Origin of the sequence: Pseudomonas sp. BN515 (genome assembly GCF_029873155.1) — a bacterium.
Lineage (GTDB): Bacteria > Pseudomonadota > Gammaproteobacteria > Pseudomonadales > Pseudomonadaceae > Metapseudomonas.
Genome location: NZ_SSOH01000093.1, coordinates 12,950 through 33,244 on the forward strand (window position 1 = coordinate 12,950; position 20,295 = coordinate 33,244).

The 20,295-nt window shown below is 65.5% G+C and carries 15 protein-coding genes; 13 read left to right on the forward strand and 2 right to left on the reverse strand.

Going from position 1 to position 20,295, the window contains the following annotated elements:
• Positions 1 to 93: 93 nt before the first annotated feature.
• Positions 94 to 621 carry an NUDIX hydrolase gene (locus E8E91_RS27790; RefSeq protein ID WP_280380387.1) on the reverse strand — a complete coding sequence of 176 codons (528 nt, stop codon included), beginning with the start codon at positions 619 to 621 and terminating at the stop codon, positions 94 to 96.
• Entirely contained in the window at positions 621 to 1,691 is a 1,071-nt protein-coding gene (locus tag E8E91_RS27795) for a DUF2333 family protein (RefSeq protein WP_280380388.1), read from the reverse strand. Before E8E91_RS27795 ends, E8E91_RS27790 begins: the two co-directional genes overlap by 1 nt.
• 282 nt (positions 1,692 to 1,973) lie before the next feature.
• Here E8E91_RS27795 and E8E91_RS27800 point away from each other — a divergent pair, with 282 nt between their 5' ends.
• From E8E91_RS27800 to E8E91_RS27860, 13 genes are all read left to right on the forward strand, one after another.
• Positions 1,974 to 3,590: a PleD family two-component system response regulator gene (locus tag E8E91_RS27800; RefSeq protein ID WP_280380390.1), complete on the forward strand. Its 1,617-nt coding sequence runs from the start codon at positions 1,974 to 1,976 to the stop codon at positions 3,588 to 3,590.
• A 75-nt stretch (positions 3,591 to 3,665) separates the two neighbouring features.
• A complete protein-coding gene (locus tag E8E91_RS27805) occupies positions 3,666 to 5,630 on the forward strand; it encodes a methyl-accepting chemotaxis protein (RefSeq protein WP_280380392.1) in 1,965 nt (654 codons plus the stop codon).
• Between the two features lie 211 nt (positions 5,631 to 5,841).
• Entirely contained in the window at positions 5,842 to 7,620 is a 1,779-nt protein-coding gene (locus E8E91_RS27810) for a protein-disulfide reductase DsbD (protein ID WP_280380393.1), read from the forward strand.
• A gap of 122 nt (positions 7,621 to 7,742) precedes the next feature.
• Entirely contained in the window at positions 7,743 to 8,186 is a 444-nt protein-coding gene (aroQ, locus tag E8E91_RS27815; protein ID WP_151137447.1) for a type II 3-dehydroquinate dehydratase, read from the forward strand.
• A gap of 25 nt (positions 8,187 to 8,211) precedes the next feature.
• Positions 8,212 to 8,673 carry an acetyl-CoA carboxylase biotin carboxyl carrier protein gene (accB, locus tag E8E91_RS27820; RefSeq protein WP_280370586.1) on the forward strand — a complete coding sequence of 154 codons (462 nt, stop codon included), beginning with the start codon at positions 8,212 to 8,214 and terminating at the stop codon, positions 8,671 to 8,673.
• A gap of 17 nt (positions 8,674 to 8,690) precedes the next feature.
• Positions 8,691 to 10,040, forward strand: coding sequence for an acetyl-CoA carboxylase biotin carboxylase subunit (gene accC / locus E8E91_RS27825; protein ID WP_280380395.1), 1,350 nt, complete (start codon positions 8,691 to 8,693; stop codon positions 10,038 to 10,040).
• 124 nt (positions 10,041 to 10,164) lie between these two features.
• On the forward strand, positions 10,165 to 11,043 hold the full coding sequence (prmA, locus tag E8E91_RS27830; RefSeq protein WP_280380397.1) for a 50S ribosomal protein L11 methyltransferase: 879 nt from the start codon (positions 10,165 to 10,167) through the stop codon (positions 11,041 to 11,043).
• 49 nt (positions 11,044 to 11,092) lie between these two features.
• A complete protein-coding gene (locus E8E91_RS27835; protein ID WP_280380399.1) occupies positions 11,093 to 12,478 on the forward strand; it encodes a DUF3426 domain-containing protein in 1,386 nt (461 codons plus the stop codon).
• A 246-nt stretch (positions 12,479 to 12,724) separates the two neighbouring features.
• The gene (gene dusB, locus E8E91_RS27840; protein WP_280380402.1) at positions 12,725 to 13,720 is read left to right on the forward strand and encodes a tRNA dihydrouridine synthase DusB; all 996 of its coding nucleotides are present in this window, start codon (positions 12,725 to 12,727) and stop codon (positions 13,718 to 13,720) included.
• A complete protein-coding gene (gene fis / locus E8E91_RS27845) occupies positions 13,717 to 14,037 on the forward strand; it encodes a DNA-binding transcriptional regulator Fis (protein ID WP_028630726.1) in 321 nt (106 codons plus the stop codon). The genes dusB and fis overlap by 4 nt, the downstream gene beginning before the upstream one ends.
• A gap of 113 nt (positions 14,038 to 14,150) precedes the next feature.
• Complete coding sequence (purH, locus tag E8E91_RS27850; protein WP_280380404.1) at positions 14,151 to 15,758, forward strand: bifunctional phosphoribosylaminoimidazolecarboxamide formyltransferase/IMP cyclohydrolase; 1,608 nt, start codon at positions 14,151 to 14,153, stop codon at positions 15,756 to 15,758.
• 219 nt (positions 15,759 to 15,977) lie between these two features.
• Positions 15,978 to 17,267: a phosphoribosylamine--glycine ligase gene (gene purD / locus E8E91_RS27855; RefSeq protein WP_280380406.1), complete on the forward strand. Its 1,290-nt coding sequence runs from the start codon at positions 15,978 to 15,980 to the stop codon at positions 17,265 to 17,267.
• 153 nt (positions 17,268 to 17,420) lie between these two features.
• Positions 17,421 to 20,156, forward strand: a complete 2,736-nt coding sequence (locus E8E91_RS27860) for a hybrid sensor histidine kinase/response regulator (protein ID WP_280380751.1) — start codon at positions 17,421 to 17,423, stop codon at positions 20,154 to 20,156.
• Positions 20,157 to 20,295: the final 139 nt, after the last annotated feature.

The following is a 20,295-nucleotide window of genomic DNA, read 5'->3' on the forward strand; positions in this document are numbered from 1 at the left end:
ATCGCCCCTACAGGAAGGGCTCGCCAGCAAGCTGGCTCCTACAGGAACACTCAACCCCGCAGGTTGGGTGGAGCGCAGCGATACCCAATGGCATTACGACCGTGATGCGAGGTACAGCTTCAGCGCCTTGAGGGAGTCCGGGCAGCAGGGCTCGACGGCCAGCGCCTCGTCCACGCTCATGAAGCGCGCTTCCATCACTTCTTCCGGCTGCAGTTTCAGCGGCGCGTCGGACACAGCGGAAAACACCGCGCCCCAGAGACGGTTACCCGGCTCGTCGAAATAGAAGCGGCCATGCTCGCGCAGGGGAACCCCGCCGACGCCGAGTTCTTCTTCCAGCTCACGGGCGGCGGATTCAGCGTAGCCCTCGCCTTCCTGCACCATGCCGCCAGCGGCCACGTCCCAGTAGCCCGGGTACAGCGCCTTGCTCAGGGTGCGGCGATGCACGCAGAGCTGGCCGGCGGAGTTGAACAGCAGGATGAAGGTGCCACGGGAGATCAGCCCGCGCTCACGCAGCTCGGCGCGGGGCAGGCCGCCGAGGGGGCGGTCCTGCTCGTCGACCCAGGCGACCCGCTCGGCATCCGAGGCGGCGCGATGGGCCGCCTCGCGCGCGTCGATGGCCATCAGCCCTGCTCCAGCAACTGGCGCAGGTCGATCACGGCGGCGTTGGCGCGGGAAATGTAGTTGGCCATCACCAGCGAGTGGTTGGCCAGCACACCGTAGCCGCTGCCATTGAGCACCATCGGGCTCCACAGCGGCTCCTGGGCGGCCTCCAGTTCACGGATGATCTGGCGCACGCTGATGGTGGCGTTCTTCTTCGCCAGCACATCGGCGAAGTCGACTTCGATGGCGCGCAGGATGTGGGACAGCGCCCAGGCCTGGCCACGGGCTTCATAGAAGACGTTGTCGATCTGCAGCCAAGGGGTCTCGACGATCTCTTCGTTCACTTCCGGCACCTTGCCGGAGGCAGCGGCGGCTTCCGGGCTGATATCGGTGTTCAGGCGCACGCGGCCAACGCTGGCGGACAGGCGCTGGGACAGCGAACCCAGGCGGGTGGCAACGTCGCCCAGCCAGTTGTTCAGGTTGTCGGCGCGGGTATAGAACTGGGCATTGGGCTGGTTCGGGTTGGCCAGGCGGGCCAGGTAGCGATCCAGCGAGCGGATGCCTTCACGGTACTCGGACTCGGAGGCCGGCAGCGCCCAGCTCTTGTTGTCGAAGTTGAAGCGCGGTTCGGCCTTGGCCAGGTCCGGGTCTTCGGTGGACTGCGACTGAGAGCGGGCGAAGTCCTTGCGCAGGGCGCGGGACAGGTCACGCACCTGGACCAGCACGCCATATTCCCAGCTCGGCATGTTGTCCAGCCAGAGACCGGGCGGGGCCAGGTCGTTGGAAACGTAGCCGCCGCTCTTGTCCAGCAGGGTCTGGCCGACGGTCTTGAGGGTTTCCACGGTGGTATAGCCACTGACCATCTGGCGGCCGGCACGATCGGCGGCGGCCTGGGCGTTCTGCTGCACGGGGAAGAGGTCGGGCTCGCGGCTCCAGTACCAGCCCACCACCACACAGGCGATCAGATAGACCACCAGCAGGCTGCCGAGGGCGCGACTCATCCACATGCCACCGAGGTAGCTGCGCACATCGTCAACCGAATCATCGACGCGCTCACGCGCATCGCCCATACGCTTCTTCCAGTCCAGCATGGCAGTGTCCTTCGAATTTCGATCAGCAAGGGAAGGTTCGACCACGGTCCTTCGCGGTGGTTGTGGTCGAGTTCAGCACTATAAGGGATGAGCACGCGCGGCGCAGTGGCCGCGAGCCAAACCATCATCCGGTGCGCGCAGGTTATCGACCCTGGCGCCACCTTGCTGGCGATGCTTATCTGACGAATCACGCACATCCGGGACAGATGGCACTGGCGTACCTTCTACAAGGTGATAGCATGGCGCCATCACTTAGATCGTCTCCAGGCGACACTTCCGGCCATGACCGAGCACGAAGACCCCAGCCGCGACCGACTCAAGAACCACTTCGCCCAGCGGGTGATCAACCAGGCGCGGCACGTGCTGGAAATCTGGCAGCGCCTGCAACGCAGCGAGTGGAGTCCGGCCTGCATGACCGAGCTGGCCGAGGCCAGCCTGTACCTGCAGCGCTATGCGGAGCGCTTCGAGCAGCCCGAGCACACACGCCTGGCGATGGCCATCGGCAATTGCCTGCGCGGCGTCGAGGAAAATCGTGGCCGGTTGTCCAGCGACCTGATCACCGAACTCAGCCTGCTGATGCAGCGCCTGTCGCGCACCGGCCTGCGGCAAGGCGACCAGTTCGAGCAGACCTTCCTGCCGCCCCTGCGCAAGCCGGTGTACCTGGCGCTGCAGAGTGAGGACCGCGCCGAGCGCCTGGTCCAGCAACTGGAATTCTTCGGTCTCAACGCCCAGCTCTTCGAGAGTGCCAATGCCTTTCGCTCGGCCATGACCGAGCGGCACCCGGCGGCCATCGTGCTGGAAGTGGATTTTTCCGGACCGGGCAAGGGCCTGGAGCTGGCCCGCGAAGCCCAGCAAGGGCTGGAGCAGAAGCTGCCGATCATCTTCTTCAGCCATGAGGAAGTTGACGCCCCGAACCGCCTGGCTGCAGTGCGCGCCGGCGGCCAGGAATTCTTCACCGGCGCCCTGGATGCCTCCAGCCTGCTGGAGAAACTGGAAACCCTGACCCGCACCGCCCACTACGACCCGTTCAAGGTGCTGATCGTCGACGACTCCCGCGCCCAGGCCACCCATACCGAGCTGGTCCTCAACTCCGCCGGCGTCGTCACCCGCGTCATCACCGAGCCGGTGCAGACCCTGCTGGCCCTGGCCGATTTCCAGCCGGACCTGATCATCCTCGACATGTACATGCCCGAGTGCCTCGGCACCGAGCTGGCCAAGGTGATCCGCCAGCACGAGCGCTATGTCAGCGTGCCGATCATCTATCTCTCGGCCGAAGACGACCTGAACAAGCAACTGGATGCGATGAGCGAAGGCGGCGACGACTTCCTCACCAAGCCGATCAAGCCGCGCCACCTGATCGCCACGGTGCGCACCCGCGCCAAGCGTGCGCGCAGCCTCAAGGCGCGCATGGTGCGCGACAGCCTCACCGGCCTGTTCAACCACACCCACACGCTGCAGTTGCTGGAAGACGCCAGCTCCCGCGCGCGTCGGGAAGGCAAACCGCTGTGCTTCGCGATGCTCGACATCGACCACTTCAAGAAGGTCAACGACACCTACGGCCACCCCATGGGCGACCGTGTGATCAAGAGCCTGGCGCTGTTCCTCAAGCAGCGCCTGCGCAAGACCGACCACATCGGCCGTTACGGCGGCGAGGAATTCGCCGTGGTCCTGCCCGATACCGACCTGGAGGCGGCGCATCGGGTGCTGGAGGAAATCCGCCGTCGTTTCGCCGAGATCCGCTACCCGGCACAGCCCAACGACCTGTCCTGCACGTTCAGTTGCGGCATCGCCCAGCTGCGGGACGATCTCGACATCAACCAGCTGTCCCAGCAGGCGGACGAAGCGCTCTACCGCGCCAAGCACGGCGGTCGGAACCGGGTCGAACTGCACCTGGACTGAAGCCCGCCGTCACAGGACTGTCACCAAACAGCAATATCATCTGGCCATCCCCCTCAGCCGTTCGAAGTGGACGCGATGCGCCTGAAACTGCTCACCAACCTGATTACGCTGCTGCTGGTCACCGTGTGCCTGGCGCTCGGAGCCACGCTGTGGTGGTCGCAACGGGCACTGGAGCGCCCGTATCAACTGATGGAGCAGTACCTCGAACTGGCCCAGCGCTTCCGCAGCGAAGTGGCGGACAACGTCCAGGGCTATCTCGGCAGTGGCGACGCCTTGCGCCACAGCGCCGCCAGCCAGGGCATCGATAGCCTGGAGCAGCGCCTCGGCCAACTTCCCACCGAGTTTTCCGAAGAGCTGCTGCCCAGCTTCAACGAACTGCGCGAATTCACCCGTGGCGAACTGCTGGCGGCCGGCAAGCTGGCGGGCGATCCCCAGGGCCTGCTGATCCAGGCCGAGCGGGAGATCGCCGGCTCCCTCGACCAACTCGCCCAATACGCCAACTCCGCCAATACCCCGACGGCCGCCGAGTACCGCGCGCCGCTGTTCGCCGCCGCACAGCACCTCAATCGCCTCAGCCAGGCCCGCGCCAAGCTCGTGGAGAGCGGCCGCGACGAACTGGCCGCCGACGTCGAACGCGAACTCGAAGCCCTGGGACAGGACAGCGTCAGACTGGAACAGCTGCCCCTGCTCGGCGTGGCCGACAGCAGCACCTCGGCCGCCGATGACTTCGCCGCCATGATGGGCCTGCAAAGCAGCAATGAAGCCAACCAGGCGGAAGACCGTGGCATCGCCCTCAAGCGCGAATTGAGCGGCCTGCTCAAACGTTACCCGGGCGAGCTGGCACGCACCCGCGAGCTGATCCAGCGCCGGGCCGAGCTGGCCAAGGCCACCGCCCAGCGGGTGGACGCCCTGCAAGGCGCGCTGGCCGCCCTGGAGCCCCAAGTGCGCGCCGAACATGGCCGCATCCAGGCCGAAGTTCGCGTGATGCAGGGCCTGATGATCGGCCTGATCCTGCTGATCGCCCTGTGCATCGACCGCATCCAGCGTCGCCTGACCAATGTCCTCGGCCGCCTGGTCAATGCCCTGGGCGCCTGGGCCGCCGGCGACTTCAGCCGTCCCATCGCACTCGGTTCCAACATCCACGACCTGCGTCGCATCGAGGAATCCCTCAACCGCCTGCGCGATTACCTGGGCGAGCTGGTGGGCACCATTCGCCTGCACGCCGAGCAGGTCGCTGGCAGCAGCAGCGCCCTGGCCGAACTGAACAACGGCCTGCACACAGGCGCCGAATACCAGGCCGGCGGCACCGCACAAATCCGCGACGCCCTGGGCGAGCTGGAAAACACCATCCAGCAAGTGGCCGGCGATGCCAGCCTGGCTGCCGACGCCAGCCGCGATGCTGGACTCGCCGTGGAACAGGGCCAGAGCGTGATCGACCAGAGCCTGGCCGGCCTGCACCAACTGGTGGGCGAAGTGCAGAACAACGCCCAGGCGGTGGAACGCCTGGCCGAAGAAACCGAAACCATCGACAAGGTGCTGACGGTGATCCGCGGCATCGCCGAACAGACCAACCTGCTGGCGCTCAACGCCGCCATCGAGGCGGCGCGCGCCGGTGAAATGGGCCGCGGCTTTGCCGTGGTCGCCGAGGAAGTGCGCTCCCTGTCCCAACGCACCACTGGCGCCACCACCGAGATCCAGCAGCTGATCACCCGTCTCCAGCACGCGGCGCGGCAGTCGGTGGAAGCCATGCGCATCCAGGTGGAGCACGCCGAGGCCAGTGCCGAACAGGCCGCCGCCGCCGATGGCGCGTTAATAGAGGTGGTCAGTTCCATCCGCACCATCGCCAGCATGGCCGAGCGCATCGCCGACGCCACCGCCCAGCAGAGCGGCGCGGTCAGCGAAATTCGCGACCACAGTGAGCAGATCCACCAGCTGGGTGGCGACAACCTGGCGCGCATTGGCGAAAGCCGCAGCCAGGGCGAGCGCCTGCTGCAACTGGGCGGAGAACTGCACACGGCGGTGAAGGCCTTCCGCGTCTGAGCCAGAGCGCGACCTATTGTCGCGCCTGACCTTTCTGTAGGAGCGAGCTTGCTCGCGAAACAACTGGCACCGCGGCCTTCGCGAGCAAGCTCGCTCCTGCAATCCCACGGCCGACCTTTCACGCCGAGGACAAAACCGCTTACAGCCTGGAACCTGCAGGAACGCGTCGAGGTCCGTTATGATGCGGACATTTTCTGCCCAAGAGACCTCCATGCGCCGCCTGCTGAGCCTGATCCTGCTGCTGGTGGCCCTGCCCGCCACCGCAGGGCTGCTGGATAACCGCCCGAACCCGACCCTGGGCGCCTCCCTCAATAACAGTGCCGATTTTCTGCCCGTGCGCGAGGCCTTCGGCCTCAGCCTGGTAGAAAGCACGCCCACGTCGGTGAAGCTGCGTTTCACCAACGCCGAGGGCTACTACCTCTACCGCCATCGTTTCCAGTTCCGCGCCGAGCCTGCCGACAGCGGCCTGGGCCAGCCCGTGCTGCCCGCCGGCAAGCACAAGACCGACGAGTACTTCGGCGATGTCGAGGTGTATTACGGCGTAACGGACGTCGACCTGCCGGTGGACCCGGCGCGGAAGGCGCCCGGCGAGCTGCGGGTGACCTACCAGGGCTGCGCCGACAAGGGCCTTTGCTATCCGCCGGAAACCGAAGTGATCAGGCTGGCCGATGGTGCCGCAGCCAGTGGTGGCAATGATGTCGGCAGCGGCACCGCCGGCAAGGCCTGGAGCTGGCACGAGCTGGCGCTGTTCTTCCTCGCCGGCCTCGGCCTGACCTTCACCCCCTGCGTGCTGCCCATGCTGCCGATCCTTTCCGGCGTGGTGCTGCGTGGCCAGGCGGGCGGCAGCCGGGGGCTGGTGCTGTCGCTGGCCTACGTGCTGCCGATGGCCGCCTGCTTCGCCCTGCTGGGTGCGCTGATGGGCGTGTTCGGCGCCGAACTCAATCTCCAGGCGCGACTGCAATCCCCCTGGGTGCTGGTGCCCTTCGCCGGCTTCTTCACCCTCTTCGCACTGGCCATGTTCGGCCTCTACGAACTGCGCCTGCCGCGCTTCATCAGCGGTCCGCTGGACACCCTGGCCGGCAGCACCAAAGGCGGCTCGATCTGGAGCGCAGCCCTGCTCGGCGTGGTCTCCAGCCTGCTGGTATCCCCCTGCGTTTCCGCACCGCTGGCCGGCGCCCTGCTCTATATCAGTGCCAGCGGCGATGCCCTGGGCGGCGGCCTGAAACTCTTCGCCCTTGGCCTGGGCATGGGCGCCCCCCTGGTGCTCTTCGCCACTGGCGGCGGCGCGCTGCTGCCCAAGGTCGGCCACTGGATGATTGCCGTGCGCAACGCCTTCGGCGTACTGCTGCTGGCCGTGGCGGTGTGGATGCTCGAACGCGTCCTGCCCGGCCCGCTGGCCCTTGGCCTCTGGGGCCTGCTGGCCGGTGGTGTGGCGCTGTTCCTCGGCGCGCTGGAATTTACCCCCAAGGCCCCGCGCGAACGCCTCGCGCAATTGGGCGGCCTGGTCTTGCTGGTTTATGCCGTAGCCGCCTGGGCCGGCGCTCTCCAGGGCGAATCGGACCCGTTGCGCCCGCTGGGCCGCACGCACCTGGTTGGTGCACCGTCCGTCTCCCCGGCCACGGGCGAGTGGCAAACCATCAAGACACCGGCGGAACTCACCGGCGCCCTCGCCGCCGCCAAGAGCGCTGGCCAGCCCCTGCTGCTGGACTGGTATGCCGACTGGTGCATTAGTTGCAAGGTCATCGAGCGTGAAGTCCTTATCGCCCCGGAGGTCACCTCGCAGCTCGGCGGCTACCACCTGATCCGTTTCGACATGACCGAGAGCAACGCGGAGCAACGCGCCCTGCTCGACCGCTACAAGCTGTTCGGACCGCCGGCCATCCTGTTCTTCGACGGCAAGGGTGACGAATTGGCCGAACTGCGTGTCGTAGGTGAAGTCGATGCCAAGGCCTTCGCCGCTCGTCTGCAACAGGCGAACGCATCGCACTGATGCATGTAACGTCATATATTTGCCGTAAACACCGGGCATCTTGTCGGCTATTGTCGACAACTGGACAGCCATTTCAGCTATCCGGCATAGTGCCGCCTGGCCTCCAATAAGGAACAATCAGCATGGCCACCCTGCTCGTCCTGCACGGCCCCAACCTCAACCTGCTGGGCACCCGCGAACCCGACAAATACGGGGCTACCACCCTGGCGGAGATCAACCAGGACCTGGAGCGCCGTGCCCGCGAGGCTGGGCATCACCTGATGTACCTGCAGAGCAATGCCGAGTACGAACTGATCGACCGGATTCATGCGGCCCGTGGTGAAGGAGTGGACTTCATCATCATCAATCCTGCTGCTTTCACGCATACAAGTGTCGCCCTACGTGACGCGATGCTCGCAGTGAGCATCCCATTCATCGAAGTGCACCTGTCCAACGTGCACAAACGAGAACCTTTTCGCCATCACTCCTACTTTTCCGACGTAGCCGTGGGAGTGATCTGCGGTCTGGGTGCCACCGGCTACCGCCTGGCCCTGGACGCGGCGCTAGAACACCTTGAACGCCCCTGACCTCACCCTTGGGAGTTGATGATTAATGGATATCCGTAAAGTCAAAAAGCTGATCGAACTGCTGGAAGAATCCGGTATCGACGAACTGGAGATCCGCGAGGGCGAAGAGTCCGTGCGCATCAGCCGTCACAGCAACAAGGCCATGGCCGCCCAACCGATCTACGCCGCCGCCCCCGTGCCGATGGCCGCCCCGGTTGCCGCTGCTCCGGCTGCTGCCGCTGAAGCCGCTGCCCCCGCAGCGCCGAAACTGAACGGCAATGTCGTGCGTTCGCCGATGGTCGGCACCTTCTACCGCTCGCCGTCCCCGACTACTGCTGCCTTCGTTGAAGTTGGCCAGAGCGTGAAGAAAGGCGACATCCTCTGCATCGTTGAAGCCATGAAGATGATGAACCACATCGAGGCCGAGGCCAGCGGCGTGATCGAATCCATCCTGGTGGAAAACGGTCAGCCGGTTGAATACGACCAGCCGCTGTTCACCATCGTCTGAACCGCGGAGAGCCTGCGATGTTGGAAAAAGTCCTGATCGCCAACCGTGGCGAGATTGCCCTGCGCATCCTGCGCGCCTGCAAAGAGCTGGGCATCAAGACGGTGGCAGTGCACTCCACGGCCGACCGTGAGCTGATGCACCTGTCCCTGGCCGACGAGACCGTCTGCATCGGCCCGGCTTCGGCCGCCCAGTCCTACCTGAGCATCCCGGCGATCATCAGCGCCGCCGAACTGACCGGCGCGACTGCGATCCACCCGGGCTACGGCTTCCTCGCCGAGAACGCCGACTTCGCCGAACAGGTGGAGAAATCCGGCTTCGCCTTCATCGGCCCGAAAGCGGACACCATTCGCCTGATGGGTGACAAGGTTTCCGCCAAGGACGCCATGAAGCGTTCCGGCGTACCGACCGTGCCGGGCTCCGACGGCCCGCTGCCGGAGGACGAGGAAACCGCACTGGCCATCGCCCGCGAAGTGGGTTACCCGGTGATCATCAAGGCCGCCGGTGGCGGTGGTGGTCGCGGCATGCGCGTGGTCTTCGAGGAAGAAGAGCTGATCAAGTCGGCCAAGCTGACCCGCACCGAAGCCGGTGCAGCGTTCGGCAACTCCATGGTCTACCTGGAGAAGTTCCTCACCAACCCGCGCCACGTCGAAGTGCAAGTCCTGTCCGACGGCCAGGGCAACGCCATCCACCTCGGTGACCGCGACTGCTCCCTGCAGCGCCGCCACCAGAAGGTGCTGGAAGAAGCCCCAGCCCCCGGCATCGACGAGAAAGCCCGCGCCGAAGTGCTGGACCGCTGCGTCCAGGCCTGCATCGAGATCGGCTACCGTGGCGCCGGCACCTTCGAGTTCCTCTACGAGAACGGTCGCTTCTACTTCATCGAGATGAACACTCGCGTGCAGGTGGAGCACCCGGTTACCGAAATGGTCACCGGCATCGACATCGTCAAGGAAATGCTCAGCATCGCTGCCGGCAACAAGCTGTCGATCAAGCAGGACGACGTGGTCATCCGTGGCCATGCGCTGGAATGCCGGATCAACGCCGAAGACCCGGACAACTTCATGCCCTGCCCCGGCAAGGTGAACTACTTCCACGCACCGGGCGGCAACGGCGTTCGCGTCGATTCGCACCTGTACAGCGGCTACGCGGTTCCGCCGAACTACGACTCGCTGATCGGCAAGCTGATCACCTACGGCAAGGACCGCGACGAAGCCATGGCGCGCATGCGCAATGCGCTGGACGAGATCGTCGTCGACGGGATCAAGACCAACATCCCGCTGCACCGCGACCTCACTCGCGACAAGGGTTTCTGCAAGGGTGGGATCAACATCCACTACCTGGAAAAGAAACTCGGCATGGACAAGCACTGATCGCCAGTGCCTGATCCACGACACAGGGGCTGCCACATGGCGGCCCTTGTGTTTTTCCGGCCTGTGCTCAAGTAAGCTTGCGCGCCTGCCGAATGTGCACGCTGAATTTTCAAGAGGTCCCGCCATGCCCTGGTTACAAGTTCGACTCGCCATCACCCCGGAACAGGCCGAAACCTACGAGGACGCCCTGCTGGAAGTGGGCGCCGTCTCGGTAACCTTCATGGACGCCGAAGACCAGCCGATCTTCGAGCCGGACCTGGGCACCACCCCGCTGTGGTCCCACACCCACCTGCTCGCCCTGTTCGAGGCCGATACCGACGAAACCGCCCTGGTGGCGCACCTGGAACTGCTGACCGGCGGCGCGCTACCGACGCACCAGATCGAACGCATCGAAGACCAGGACTGGGAACGCAGCTGGATGGACAACTTCCAGCCCATGCGCTTCGGCCGCCGCCTGTGGATCGTCCCGAGCTGGCACGATGCCCCCGAGCCGGATGCGGTGAACCTGCTGCTGGACCCGGGCCTGGCCTTCGGCACCGGCACCCACCCGACCACCGCCCTCTGCCTGGAATGGCTGGACGGCCAGGACCTGAACGGTTGCGAGGTACTGGATTTCGGCTGCGGCTCGGGCATCCTCGCCATCGCCGCGCTGCTCCTGGGCGCGCGCCAGGCTGTCGGTACCGATATCGACCCGCAGGCCCTGGAAGCCTCCCGCGACAATGCCTCGCGCAACGGCATCGACCCGGCGCGCTTCCCGGTCTACCTCCCCGCCGACCTGCCTGCCAAACCCGCCGAAGTGGTGGTGGCGAACATCCTCGCCGGCCCGCTGGTGTCGTTGGCCCCGCAGATCACCAGCCTGGTGGCGCCGGGTGGACGCCTGGCGCTGTCCGGCATCCTTGCCGAGCAGGCCGAGGAAGTGCGCGCCGCCTACGCTGACGCTTTCGATCTCGATCCCACTGCAGAGAAGGACGGCTGGGTACGCATCAGTGGCGTGCGCCGCTGATTTCCAGCAGATCGAGTAAAATAGCCTTTCGTTTCGACCGGATCGCCGCATGACCGACAGCTTCGTCACCCAGTGCCCGCATTGCCAGACCAGTTTCCGCGTCAGCCGCGCCCAGCTGGCAGTGGCCCACGGCGCCGTGCGCTGCGGTGCCTGCCTGCATGTATTCAATGCAGCGCAGCAGTTGCTGGAGTCCCAGGGCCAGGCGGCCGCTCCGTCATCTCCCAAACCCAAGGCACCCGCCGCCGCAACCGCCCCGACACCCAAGCCGGCAGCGCCGCTGGCACCGGCCGCTCCAGCGGCGCCTGCAGCCCCGGTACCCAGTGTCGCCGCCGTGCTCAAGCAGCCGGTTGCAGTACAAGCCAAGCCGCCGGCCCAACCGGCCAGCAGCGAAACCCTGTGGATCCACGACGATCTGGACCTCGACAGCCTCGACCTGGACGAAGAACTGGCCAAGCTGGAGCAGGAAGAGCAACGCCTGTCCCGGGACCTGCTCGGCCCGGGCGCACCGGCGCGCAACGAGGCGCAACCGGAACCGCGCCAGGACGAAGGCTGGGCCGAAGCCCTGCTGGAAACCGAGGAACGCACGCCTCCCATGACCGCCGATGCGGATGCGGACCCGGAGCCCGACTTCGAGCTGCGCGCCGAACCCGTTGCCGAGCCGGTCAGCCGTACCCCGGCCGAACCGCCCAAGCCCACGCCGGCGCCGCGCACCGAACCGCGCCTGTCCATGGACCTGGTGGAAGACGAACCGGGCCCGGACTTCAGCCTGGGCTCCGCCCGCGACGACGAGCCGGAAGACCTGCGTGACGATTTCGACGACGACCAGGACGAACCGCAGGCCGCCGAGCCGGCGCGCCTGCAGCCCCAGCGCAATGAGCCCGGCTTGCGCGACGACGGCCTGCTCGAGCTCAACGAAGAGCCGCTGCAGCTGGACTGGCAGGAACACAAGCGCCCCTGGGGCCGCTGGATCGGCTGGACGCTGCTGAACCTGTTCGCCGTCCTGGCCCTGACCGGCCAGTACGTCTGGTACCACTTCGCTGAACTGGCCAGGCAAGACCAGTACCGCCCCTGGTTCCAGCAGATCTGCCCGGAAATCGGCTGCCAGATGCCCTCCAAGGTGGACATCGAGCTGATCAAGAGCAGCAACCTCGTGGTGCGCAGCCATCCCGAGTTCTCCGGCGCCCTGGTGGTGGACGCCATCCTCTACAACCGCGCGGCCTTCGCCCAGCCGTTCCCGCTGCTGGAACTGCGCTTCGCCGACATCAACGGCCAGCTGCTGGCCAGTCGCCGCTTCAAGCCGGGCGAGTACCTCTCCGGCGAGCTGGCCGGACAGGCGGAAATGCCGCCGCAAACCCCCATCCACATCAGCCTGGACATCCTCGACCCGGGCACCAAGGCCGTGAACTACAGCCTCAGCTTCCACTCCCCAGAATGAGCCGAAAGCGCCGGATTCCGGCGCTTCCAGCCCACCGCTAACTCCCGGCGATAAGTATGGGGCTGTTCAGAATTTGTTCAAAACAGCCTTTATCCAGTCATCGAGAGCGGGTATCATGCCCACCCTTTTTCGAACTCCCTCAGGTTCCTTGCAGAACGTCGGCGAGCACTGGCAAAACCAGGTGCAGCCCGCTTCCGTATTGACCCTGGCAGTCAACAGAGCACAGGCCCCAAACAGGGAAGACCCATGTCGGCGGTTAGCATTGGCCCATATGCCTTGCCCAATCAGGTGATCCTCGCCCCCATGGCGGGTGTGACCGACCAGCCGTTCCGTCAGCTTTGCCGCCGCCTCGGCGCCGGCCTGGTGGTATCGGAGATGGTCACCAGTGACGTGCGCCTGTGGAACAGCCGCAAGTCGCGGCTGCGCCTGCTCCACGAGGGGGATCCGGAGCCCCGCTCCGTCCAGATAGCCGGTGGTGATCCGGAGATGCTGGCGGAAGCGGCCAGGGCCAATGTCGAACTCGGTGCACAGATCATCGACATCAACATGGGCTGCCCGGCGAAGAAGGTCTGCAACAAGGCCGCCGGCTCGGCGCTGATGAAGGACGAAGCCCTGGTGGCCGACATCCTCCACGCCGTGGTCAAGGCCGTCGATGTACCCGTCACCCTGAAGATCCGCACCGGTTGGGACCGATCGAACAGGAACGGCATCAATGTGGCGAAGATCGCCGAACAGGCCGGTATCCAGGCCCTGGCCGTCCACGGCCGGACCCGCGCCGACCTGTACACCGGCGAAGCCGAGTACGACACCATCGCTGCGATCAAGCAGGCGGTGTCCATTCCGGTCTTTGCCAACGGCGATATCGATTCGCCACAGAAAGCCAAGCAGGTTCTCGACGCCACCGGCGCCGATGCCCTGCTGATCGGTCGAGCGGCCCAGGGGCGACCCTGGATTTTCCGCGAGATCGCGCATTACCTGGCGACCGGTGAACTACTGCCGGCACCAGGCTTGATCGAAGTGGAACGGATACTGCTGGAGCACCTGGCCGCATTGCACGCCTTCTACGGCGACGAGATGGGCGTTCGCATCGCCCGCAAGCATGTCGGCTGGTATCTGGCAACCCTGCCGGGCGCCAGGGAGTTTCGCGCCAAGTTCAATCGTTTGGAGTCCACGGACGCGCAGTGCGCCAACGTTCGGGAGTTCTTCGCCGAGCGTCATAACGAAGGGGAAAAGGCCGCATGACGACGATGACCGAGAATTTTTTTGATGGGGCAACACCCGTGAGCGACAACGCCAACCTGAAACAGCACCTGACGGCGCCGACCGCTGAGGGCCAGACCCTTCGCGGCAGCGTCGAAAAGGCACTGCACAACTATTTCGCCCATCTTGAGGGCGCCGCCGTCACGGACGTGTACAACCTGGTGCTTTCCGAAGTGGAGGCGCCGCTGCTGGAATCCGTGATGAATTACGTCAAGGGTAACCAGACCAAGGCTTCCGAAATGCTCGGCCTCAACCGGGGCACGCTGCGCAAGAAGCTCAAGCAATACGACCTGCTTTGACGGGCGGGAGCTGGAAGCCGGAAGCCTGAAGCGGGAAAACCCCGACGATCACGCTTCCGGCTTTCAGTTTCAGGCCTGACCGCTTAACCCTCTCCCACTCGAATGGTTCCGAAATGACCGACCAGACCACCCGCCTTCCCGTACGCCGCGCCCTGATCAGCGTCTCCGACAAGACCGGCATCGTCGAATTCGCCCGTGAACTGGCTGCCCTTGGCGTGGAAATCCTTTCCACTGGCGGCACCTACAAGCTGCTCAAGGACAACGCCATCGCTGCCGTGGAAGTCGCTGACTACACCGGTTTCCCGGAAATGATGGACGGCCGCGTGAAGACCCTGCACCCGAAGATCCACGGTGGCATCCTCGGTCGTCGCGACCTCGACGGCTCGGTCATGGAACAGCACGGCATCAAGCCGATCGACCTGGTTGCGGTCAACCTCTACCCCTTCGAGGCCACCGTCGCCAAGCCTGACTGCGACCTGCCGAACGCGATCGAGAACATCGACATCGGCGGCCCGACCATGGTCCGCAGCGCAGCGAAGAACCACAAGGACGTCGCCATCGTGGTCAACGCCAGCGACTACGCCAGCGTCCTCGAAGGCCTGAAGGCCGGCGGCCTGACCTACGCCCAGCGCTTCGACCTGGCCCTCAAGGCGTTCGAGCACACCTCCGCCTACGACGGCATGATCGCCAACTACCTGGGCACCATCGACCAGGCGCGCGACACCCTGTCCACTGAAGACCGTGGCGCCTTCCCGCGCACCTTCAACAGCCAGTTCGTCAAGGCCCAGGAAATGCGCTACGGCGAGAACCCGCACCAGAGCGCGGCGTTCTACGTGGAAGCGAAGAAGGGCGAGGCCAGCGTATCCACCGCCGTGCAACTGCAGGGCAAGGAACTCTCCTTCAACAACGTGGCCGACACCGACGCCGCGCTGGAGTGCGTGAAGAGCTTCATCAAGCCGGCCTGCGTCATCGTCAAGCACGCCAACCCCTGCGGCGTGGCTGTGGTGCCGGAAAACGAAGGCGGCATCCGCAAGGCCTACGACCTGGCCTACGCCACCGACACCGAATCCGCCTTCGGCGGCATCATCGCCTTCAACCGCGAGCTGGACGGTGAAACCGCCAAGGCCATCGTCGAGCGCCAGTTCGTCGAAGTGATCATCGCCCCGAAAATCTCCGCTGCCGCCCGTGAAGTGGTCGCCGCCAAAGCCAACGTTCGCCTGCTGGAGTGCGGCGAGTGGTCGGCTGAGCGTGCTGCTGGCTGGGACTTCAAGCGCGTCAACGGCGGTCTGCTGGTACAGAGCCGCGACATCGGCATGATCAAGGCTGAAGACCTGAAGATCGTGACCCAGCGCGCCCCGAGCGAGCAGGAAATCCACGACCTGATCTTTGCCTGGAAAGTGGCCAAGTTCGTCAAATCCAACGCCATCGTCTACGCGAAGAACCGTCAAACCGTTGGTGTCGGCGCTGGCCAGATGAGCCGCGTGAACTCTGCCCGCATCGCCGCCATCAAGGCCGAGCATGCTGGTCTGGAAGTAAAAGGCGCGGTCATGGCTTCCGACGCCTTCTTCCCCTTCCGCGACGGCATCGACAACGCCGCCAAGGCCGGCATCACCGCCGTGATCCAGCCGGGCGGTTCCATGCGTGACAACGAAGTGATCGCCGCCGCCGACGAAGCGGGCATCGCGATGGTATTTACCGGCATGCGCCACTTCCGCCACTAAGCGGATACGGCCGCACTCGGACAGGCATCTGCGGCGTTGCCCGGCCCTTCCCCCATGCTCATTGCCAGAAGGCAACTCCGCTGGGTGAAGGTCCGGGCGCCTTGCATCTACCAGCCCGATCGCGGCCTCGACTTTCGTGCGTAAGTGCTTTTGTAGGGTGGATAACGCTCTTCTTATCCACCAAACGGGCCGCAGGCCCGCCTCCTGAAGGAGAATTCAATGAACGTACTCATCATCGGCAGCGGCGGTCGTGAACACGCCCTGGCCTGGAAAGTGGCCCAGGACCCGCGCGTCGAGAAGGTCTTCGTCGCCCCGGGCAACGCCGGCACCGCGACCGAAGCCAAGTGCGAAAACGTCGCCATCGACGTGCTGGCCCTGGAACAACTGGCCGACTTCGCCGCCAAGAACGTGCAGCTGACCATCGTTGGCCCGGAAGCGCCGCTGGTGAAAGGCGTGGTCGACCTGTTCCGCAGCCGCGGCCTGGATATCTTCGGCCCCACCGCCGGCGCCGCCCAGCTGGAAGGCTCCAAGGCCTTCACCAAGGACTTCCTGGCGCGTCACAAGATTCCCACCGCCGACTACCAGAACTTCACCGAGGTTGAGCCTGCGCTGGCCTACCTGCGCGAGAAAGGCGCCCCCATCGTGATCAAGGCCGACGGCCTGGCGGCGGGCAAGGGCGTGATCGTCGCCATGACCCTCGCCGAGGCCGAAGACGCCGTGCGCGACATGCTCGCCGGCAACGCCTTCGGTGACGCCGGTTCGCGCGTGGTGATCGAGGAATTCCTCGATGGCGAAGAAGCCAGCTTCATCGTCATGGTCGACGGCAAGAACGTGCTGCCCATGGCCACCAGCCAGGACCACAAGCGCGTCGGCGACGGCGACAGCGGTCCGAACACCGGCGGCATGGGCGCCTACTCCCCGGCCCCGGTGGTCACCGCCGACGTGCACCAGCGCGTGATGGACGAAGTGATCTACCCGACCGTGCGCGGCATGGCCGAGGAAGGCAACGTCTACACCGGCTTCCTCTACGCCGGCCTGATGATCGACAAGAGCGGCGCGCCCAAGGTCATCGAGTTCAACTGCCGCTTCGGCGACCCGGAAACCCAGCCCATCATGGTGCGTCTGGAAAGCTCCCTGGTCCTGCTGGTCGAGGCCGCCCTGGCCAAGGCCCTGGACAAGGTCGAAGCCACCTGGGACCCGCGCCCCACCGTAGGCGTGGTGCTGGCCGCAGGCGGTTACCCGGGCGACTACGCCAAGGGTGACGTGATCGAGGGCCTGGCCGACGCCGCAGCCCTGGACGGCAAGGTGTTCCACGCCGGTACCGCGCAGAAGGACGGCAATATCGTCACCGCCGGCGGCCGCGTGCTCTGCGCCACCGCCATCGGCGCCAGCGTGTCCGACGCGCAGCAGCAGGCCTATCGCCTGGCGGAGAAGATCCGCTGGAACGGCTGCTTCTACCGCAAGGACATCGGCTACCGGGCCATTGCCCGGGAACGCGGCGAAGGGTAAGAAGTCAATAAATAGTGCTCACCAAGGCGGCCCGATGGCCGCCTTGGTCATATTCCGCCCGAGAAGGCCTTGTCTATAATCCGGCCACTCACCCACGAAGGGACCTCGACCGTGCCCCGGCTCAGGATTGCCACAGGATTGATCGCCAGTCTGATGCTGGCCCTGATTTATCTGCTGCCCGCCCAGGCGGCCGAGCAGCGGCAATGGAGCATGCTGCTCGATCCCAGTGCCAACCTGCAGTTGCAGGAAATCCGCACTCAGCAAGCCCTTTCCCAGTTCGCCCCGATCGACCTCGACCAGCTCTACACCCCCGGCGGCAACAGCGCCCTGTGGCTGCACTACCAGCTTCCGCCCGGCCAGCACGAGCAATTGCTGCGGGTCTTCGCCCCCTACCTGGCCTACCTCGACCTCTACGTCCTCAAGGGCGACGAGCTGGTAGCCCATACCCGCACCGGCAGCCGCCTGCCCTTCAGCGAACGCCCGCTGCCCAGCCGCGATTTCCTTCTGCCCCTGCCCGTCCAGCAGGAGCCCCTCGATCTCTACCTGCGCATGGCCTCGGAACACGCCCTGCGCCCCACCGTGACGCTGCAATCCGCTGCACTGATGGCCGCCGACGACACCCGTCCGCTGCTCTTCGGCCTGCTGCTCGGCGGCCTCGGCATGCTGATCTACTACAACCTGGTGCGCTACGCGTACTCACGCGCCGCCGTCAGCCTCTGGCTCGCCGCCGCACAGAGCGGCCTGATGGTCACCGGCATCAGCCTGTTGGGCATCAGCTCGCCCTGGCTGGGTGACTGGCAGAGCGCGCAGCCGCAGATCGCCAACCTGGCCATGCTGACCGCCATGGTCTGCGCCCTGGCCTTCACCGTCAGCTTCTTCCACAAGGTCTGCCCGAGCACGCCACTCACCGGCCTGCTGCTGGGCGAGATCGTGATGATCGGCCTGACCGCGATCCTGCTGCTGATCATCACCGAGCTGCAGTTCAACCAGCTGGTCTACGTACTGGCCGCCATCGCCAGCCTCAGCATGTTCGCCCTCGCCATCGTCCACTGGCGCCATGGCTATCGTCCGGCGCGGCTGTTCAGCCTGGCCCTGGGCGTGTTCTGCATCGCCATCCTCGGCGCCCTGCCGGCCCTGTTCGGTTACTGGCACATGCAGTCCGACTGGCTGGCCTACGCCCTGCTGGCGATTTCCACCATCAGCGGCGTGTTCCTCAGCATGGCCCTGAGCGAACGCCAGCGACGCCTCCAGCACGAAGCCTTCAGCGCCAGCCGCGCCCTGGCCGCCAGTTCCGCCGAACTCAAGGCCAAGGGTGAGTTCCTCGCCAAGATCAGCCATGAAATCCGCACCCCGATGAACGGCGTGCTGGGCATGACCGAGCTGCTCCTGGGCACCCCGCTATCGGCCAAGCAGCGCGACTACGTGCAGACCATCCACAGCTCCGGCAACGAACTGCTCACCCTGATCAACGAGATCCTCGACATCTCCAAGCTCGAATCCGGCCAGATCGAGCTGGACGACGTACAGTTCGACCTCAACGCCCTGATCGATGACTGCCTCGACATCTTCCGCGCCAAGGCCGAGCAGCAGCGGGTCGAGCTCATCAGCTTCATGCAGCCCCAGGTTCCCCGCGTCGTCAGCGGCGACCCCACCCGCCTGCGGCAGATCCTCCTCAGCCTGCTGGACAACGCCTTCAAGCAGACCGACGAAGGGGAAATCCTCCTGGTGGTGGCCCTGGACAACAGCGCCCCCCAGCCGCGCCTGCGCATCGCCGTGCAGGACAGCGGCCGGCCCCTGGACGCCAGCGAACGCGAGGCGCTGCTCAACGCGGAACTGCAGAGCAGCGACTTCCTCGCCACCTCCAAGCTCGGCGGCCGCCTGGGGCTGGTCATCGCTCGCCAACTGGTACGCCTGATGAACGGCGAGTTCGGCATCCAGAGCGGCTCCGGCCAGGGCAGCACGCTCTGGCTGACCCTGCCGCTGGACGCCCAGCACCTGATACGCCCCACCGCCGACCTCGACAGCCCGCTGGAAGGCGCCCGCCTGCTGGTGGTGGACGACAACGACACCTGCCGCAAGGTGCTGGTGCAGCAGTGCAGCGCCTGGGGCCTGCAGGTCAGCGCCGTGCCTTCCGGCAAGGAGGCCCTGGCCCTGCTGCGCACCAAGGCGCACCTGCGCGAATATTTCGACGTGGTCCTGCTGGACCAGGACATGCCCGGCATGACCGGCATGCAGTTGGCGGCCAAGATCAAGGAAGACCCCAGCCTCAGCCACGACATCCTGATCATCATGCTCACCGGCATCAGCAACGCGCCGAGCAAGATCATCGCGCGCAACGCCGGCATCAAGCGCATCCTCGCCAAGCCGGTGGCCGGCTACACGCTGAAGACCACGCTGGCGGACGAGCTCAACCAGCGCAAGGACGGCGGCGCCATCTCCCTGCCGGGCTCGCAGGTCAGCGAACCGCTGCATGTACCCAGTGACTTCCGCATCCTGGTGGCCGAGGACAACAGCATTTCCACCAAGGTCATCCGCGGCATGCTGAGCAAGCTCAACCTCGAGCCGGATACCGCCAGCAACGGCGAAGAAGCCCTGAGCGCGATGAAGAACCAGCACTACGACCTGGTGCTGATGGACTGCGAAATGCCGGTGCTCGACGGCTTCACCGCCACCGAAATGCTGCGCAACTGGGAAAACCTGGAGCAGCGCCCGCGCACCCCGGTAGTCGCCCTGACCGCCCACATCCTCAGCGAACACAAGGAACGCGCCCGCCTCGCCGGCATGGACGGCCACATGGCCAAGCCGGTGGAACTCTCGCAACTGCGCGAGCTGATCGAGTACTGGGTGGCCGAAAAGGAAATGCGCGACCGCCACGCGATGCATAGCTGATTGGGCAAACGCCCTGCAGGGGCCCCTGTAGGAGCGAATTCATTCGCGAAAGCAGGACGCAGTCCTGCCATTCAACTCCCTGCCGAACTCACCCTCCCTCTCCCCTGTCCCCTCTCCCTGAAGAGGAGAGGGGGGACTC

What these genes read in the sequence shown, in the direction of transcription:
- E8E91_RS27790 (WP_280380387.1), bottom strand. Translation starts at nt 621, where the DNA reads ATGGCCATCGACGCGCGCGAGGCGGCCCATCGCGCCGCCTCGGATGCC.
- E8E91_RS27795 (WP_280380388.1), bottom strand. Translation starts at nt 1,691, where the DNA reads ATGCTGGACTGGAAGAAGCGTATGGGCGATGCGCGTGAGCGCGTCGAT.
- E8E91_RS27800 (WP_280380390.1), top strand. Translation starts at nt 1,974, where the DNA reads ATGACCGAGCACGAAGACCCCAGCCGCGACCGACTCAAGAACCACTTC.
- E8E91_RS27805 (WP_280380392.1), top strand. Translation starts at nt 3,666, where the DNA reads ATGCGCCTGAAACTGCTCACCAACCTGATTACGCTGCTGCTGGTCACC.
- E8E91_RS27810 (WP_280380393.1), top strand. Translation starts at nt 5,842, where the DNA reads ATGCGCCGCCTGCTGAGCCTGATCCTGCTGCTGGTGGCCCTGCCCGCC.
- aroQ (WP_151137447.1), top strand. Translation starts at nt 7,743, where the DNA reads ATGGCCACCCTGCTCGTCCTGCACGGCCCCAACCTCAACCTGCTGGGC.
- accB (WP_280370586.1), top strand. Translation starts at nt 8,212, where the DNA reads ATGGATATCCGTAAAGTCAAAAAGCTGATCGAACTGCTGGAAGAATCC.
- accC (WP_280380395.1), top strand. Translation starts at nt 8,691, where the DNA reads ATGTTGGAAAAAGTCCTGATCGCCAACCGTGGCGAGATTGCCCTGCGC.
- prmA (WP_280380397.1), top strand. Translation starts at nt 10,165, where the DNA reads ATGCCCTGGTTACAAGTTCGACTCGCCATCACCCCGGAACAGGCCGAA.
- E8E91_RS27835 (WP_280380399.1), top strand. Translation starts at nt 11,093, where the DNA reads ATGACCGACAGCTTCGTCACCCAGTGCCCGCATTGCCAGACCAGTTTC.
- dusB (WP_280380402.1), top strand. Translation starts at nt 12,725, where the DNA reads ATGTCGGCGGTTAGCATTGGCCCATATGCCTTGCCCAATCAGGTGATC.
- fis (WP_028630726.1), top strand. Translation starts at nt 13,717, where the DNA reads ATGACGACGATGACCGAGAATTTTTTTGATGGGGCAACACCCGTGAGC.
- purH (WP_280380404.1), top strand. Translation starts at nt 14,151, where the DNA reads ATGACCGACCAGACCACCCGCCTTCCCGTACGCCGCGCCCTGATCAGC.
- purD (WP_280380406.1), top strand. Translation starts at nt 15,978, where the DNA reads ATGAACGTACTCATCATCGGCAGCGGCGGTCGTGAACACGCCCTGGCC.
- E8E91_RS27860 (WP_280380751.1), top strand. Translation starts at nt 17,421, where the DNA reads ATGCTGGCCCTGATTTATCTGCTGCCCGCCCAGGCGGCCGAGCAGCGG.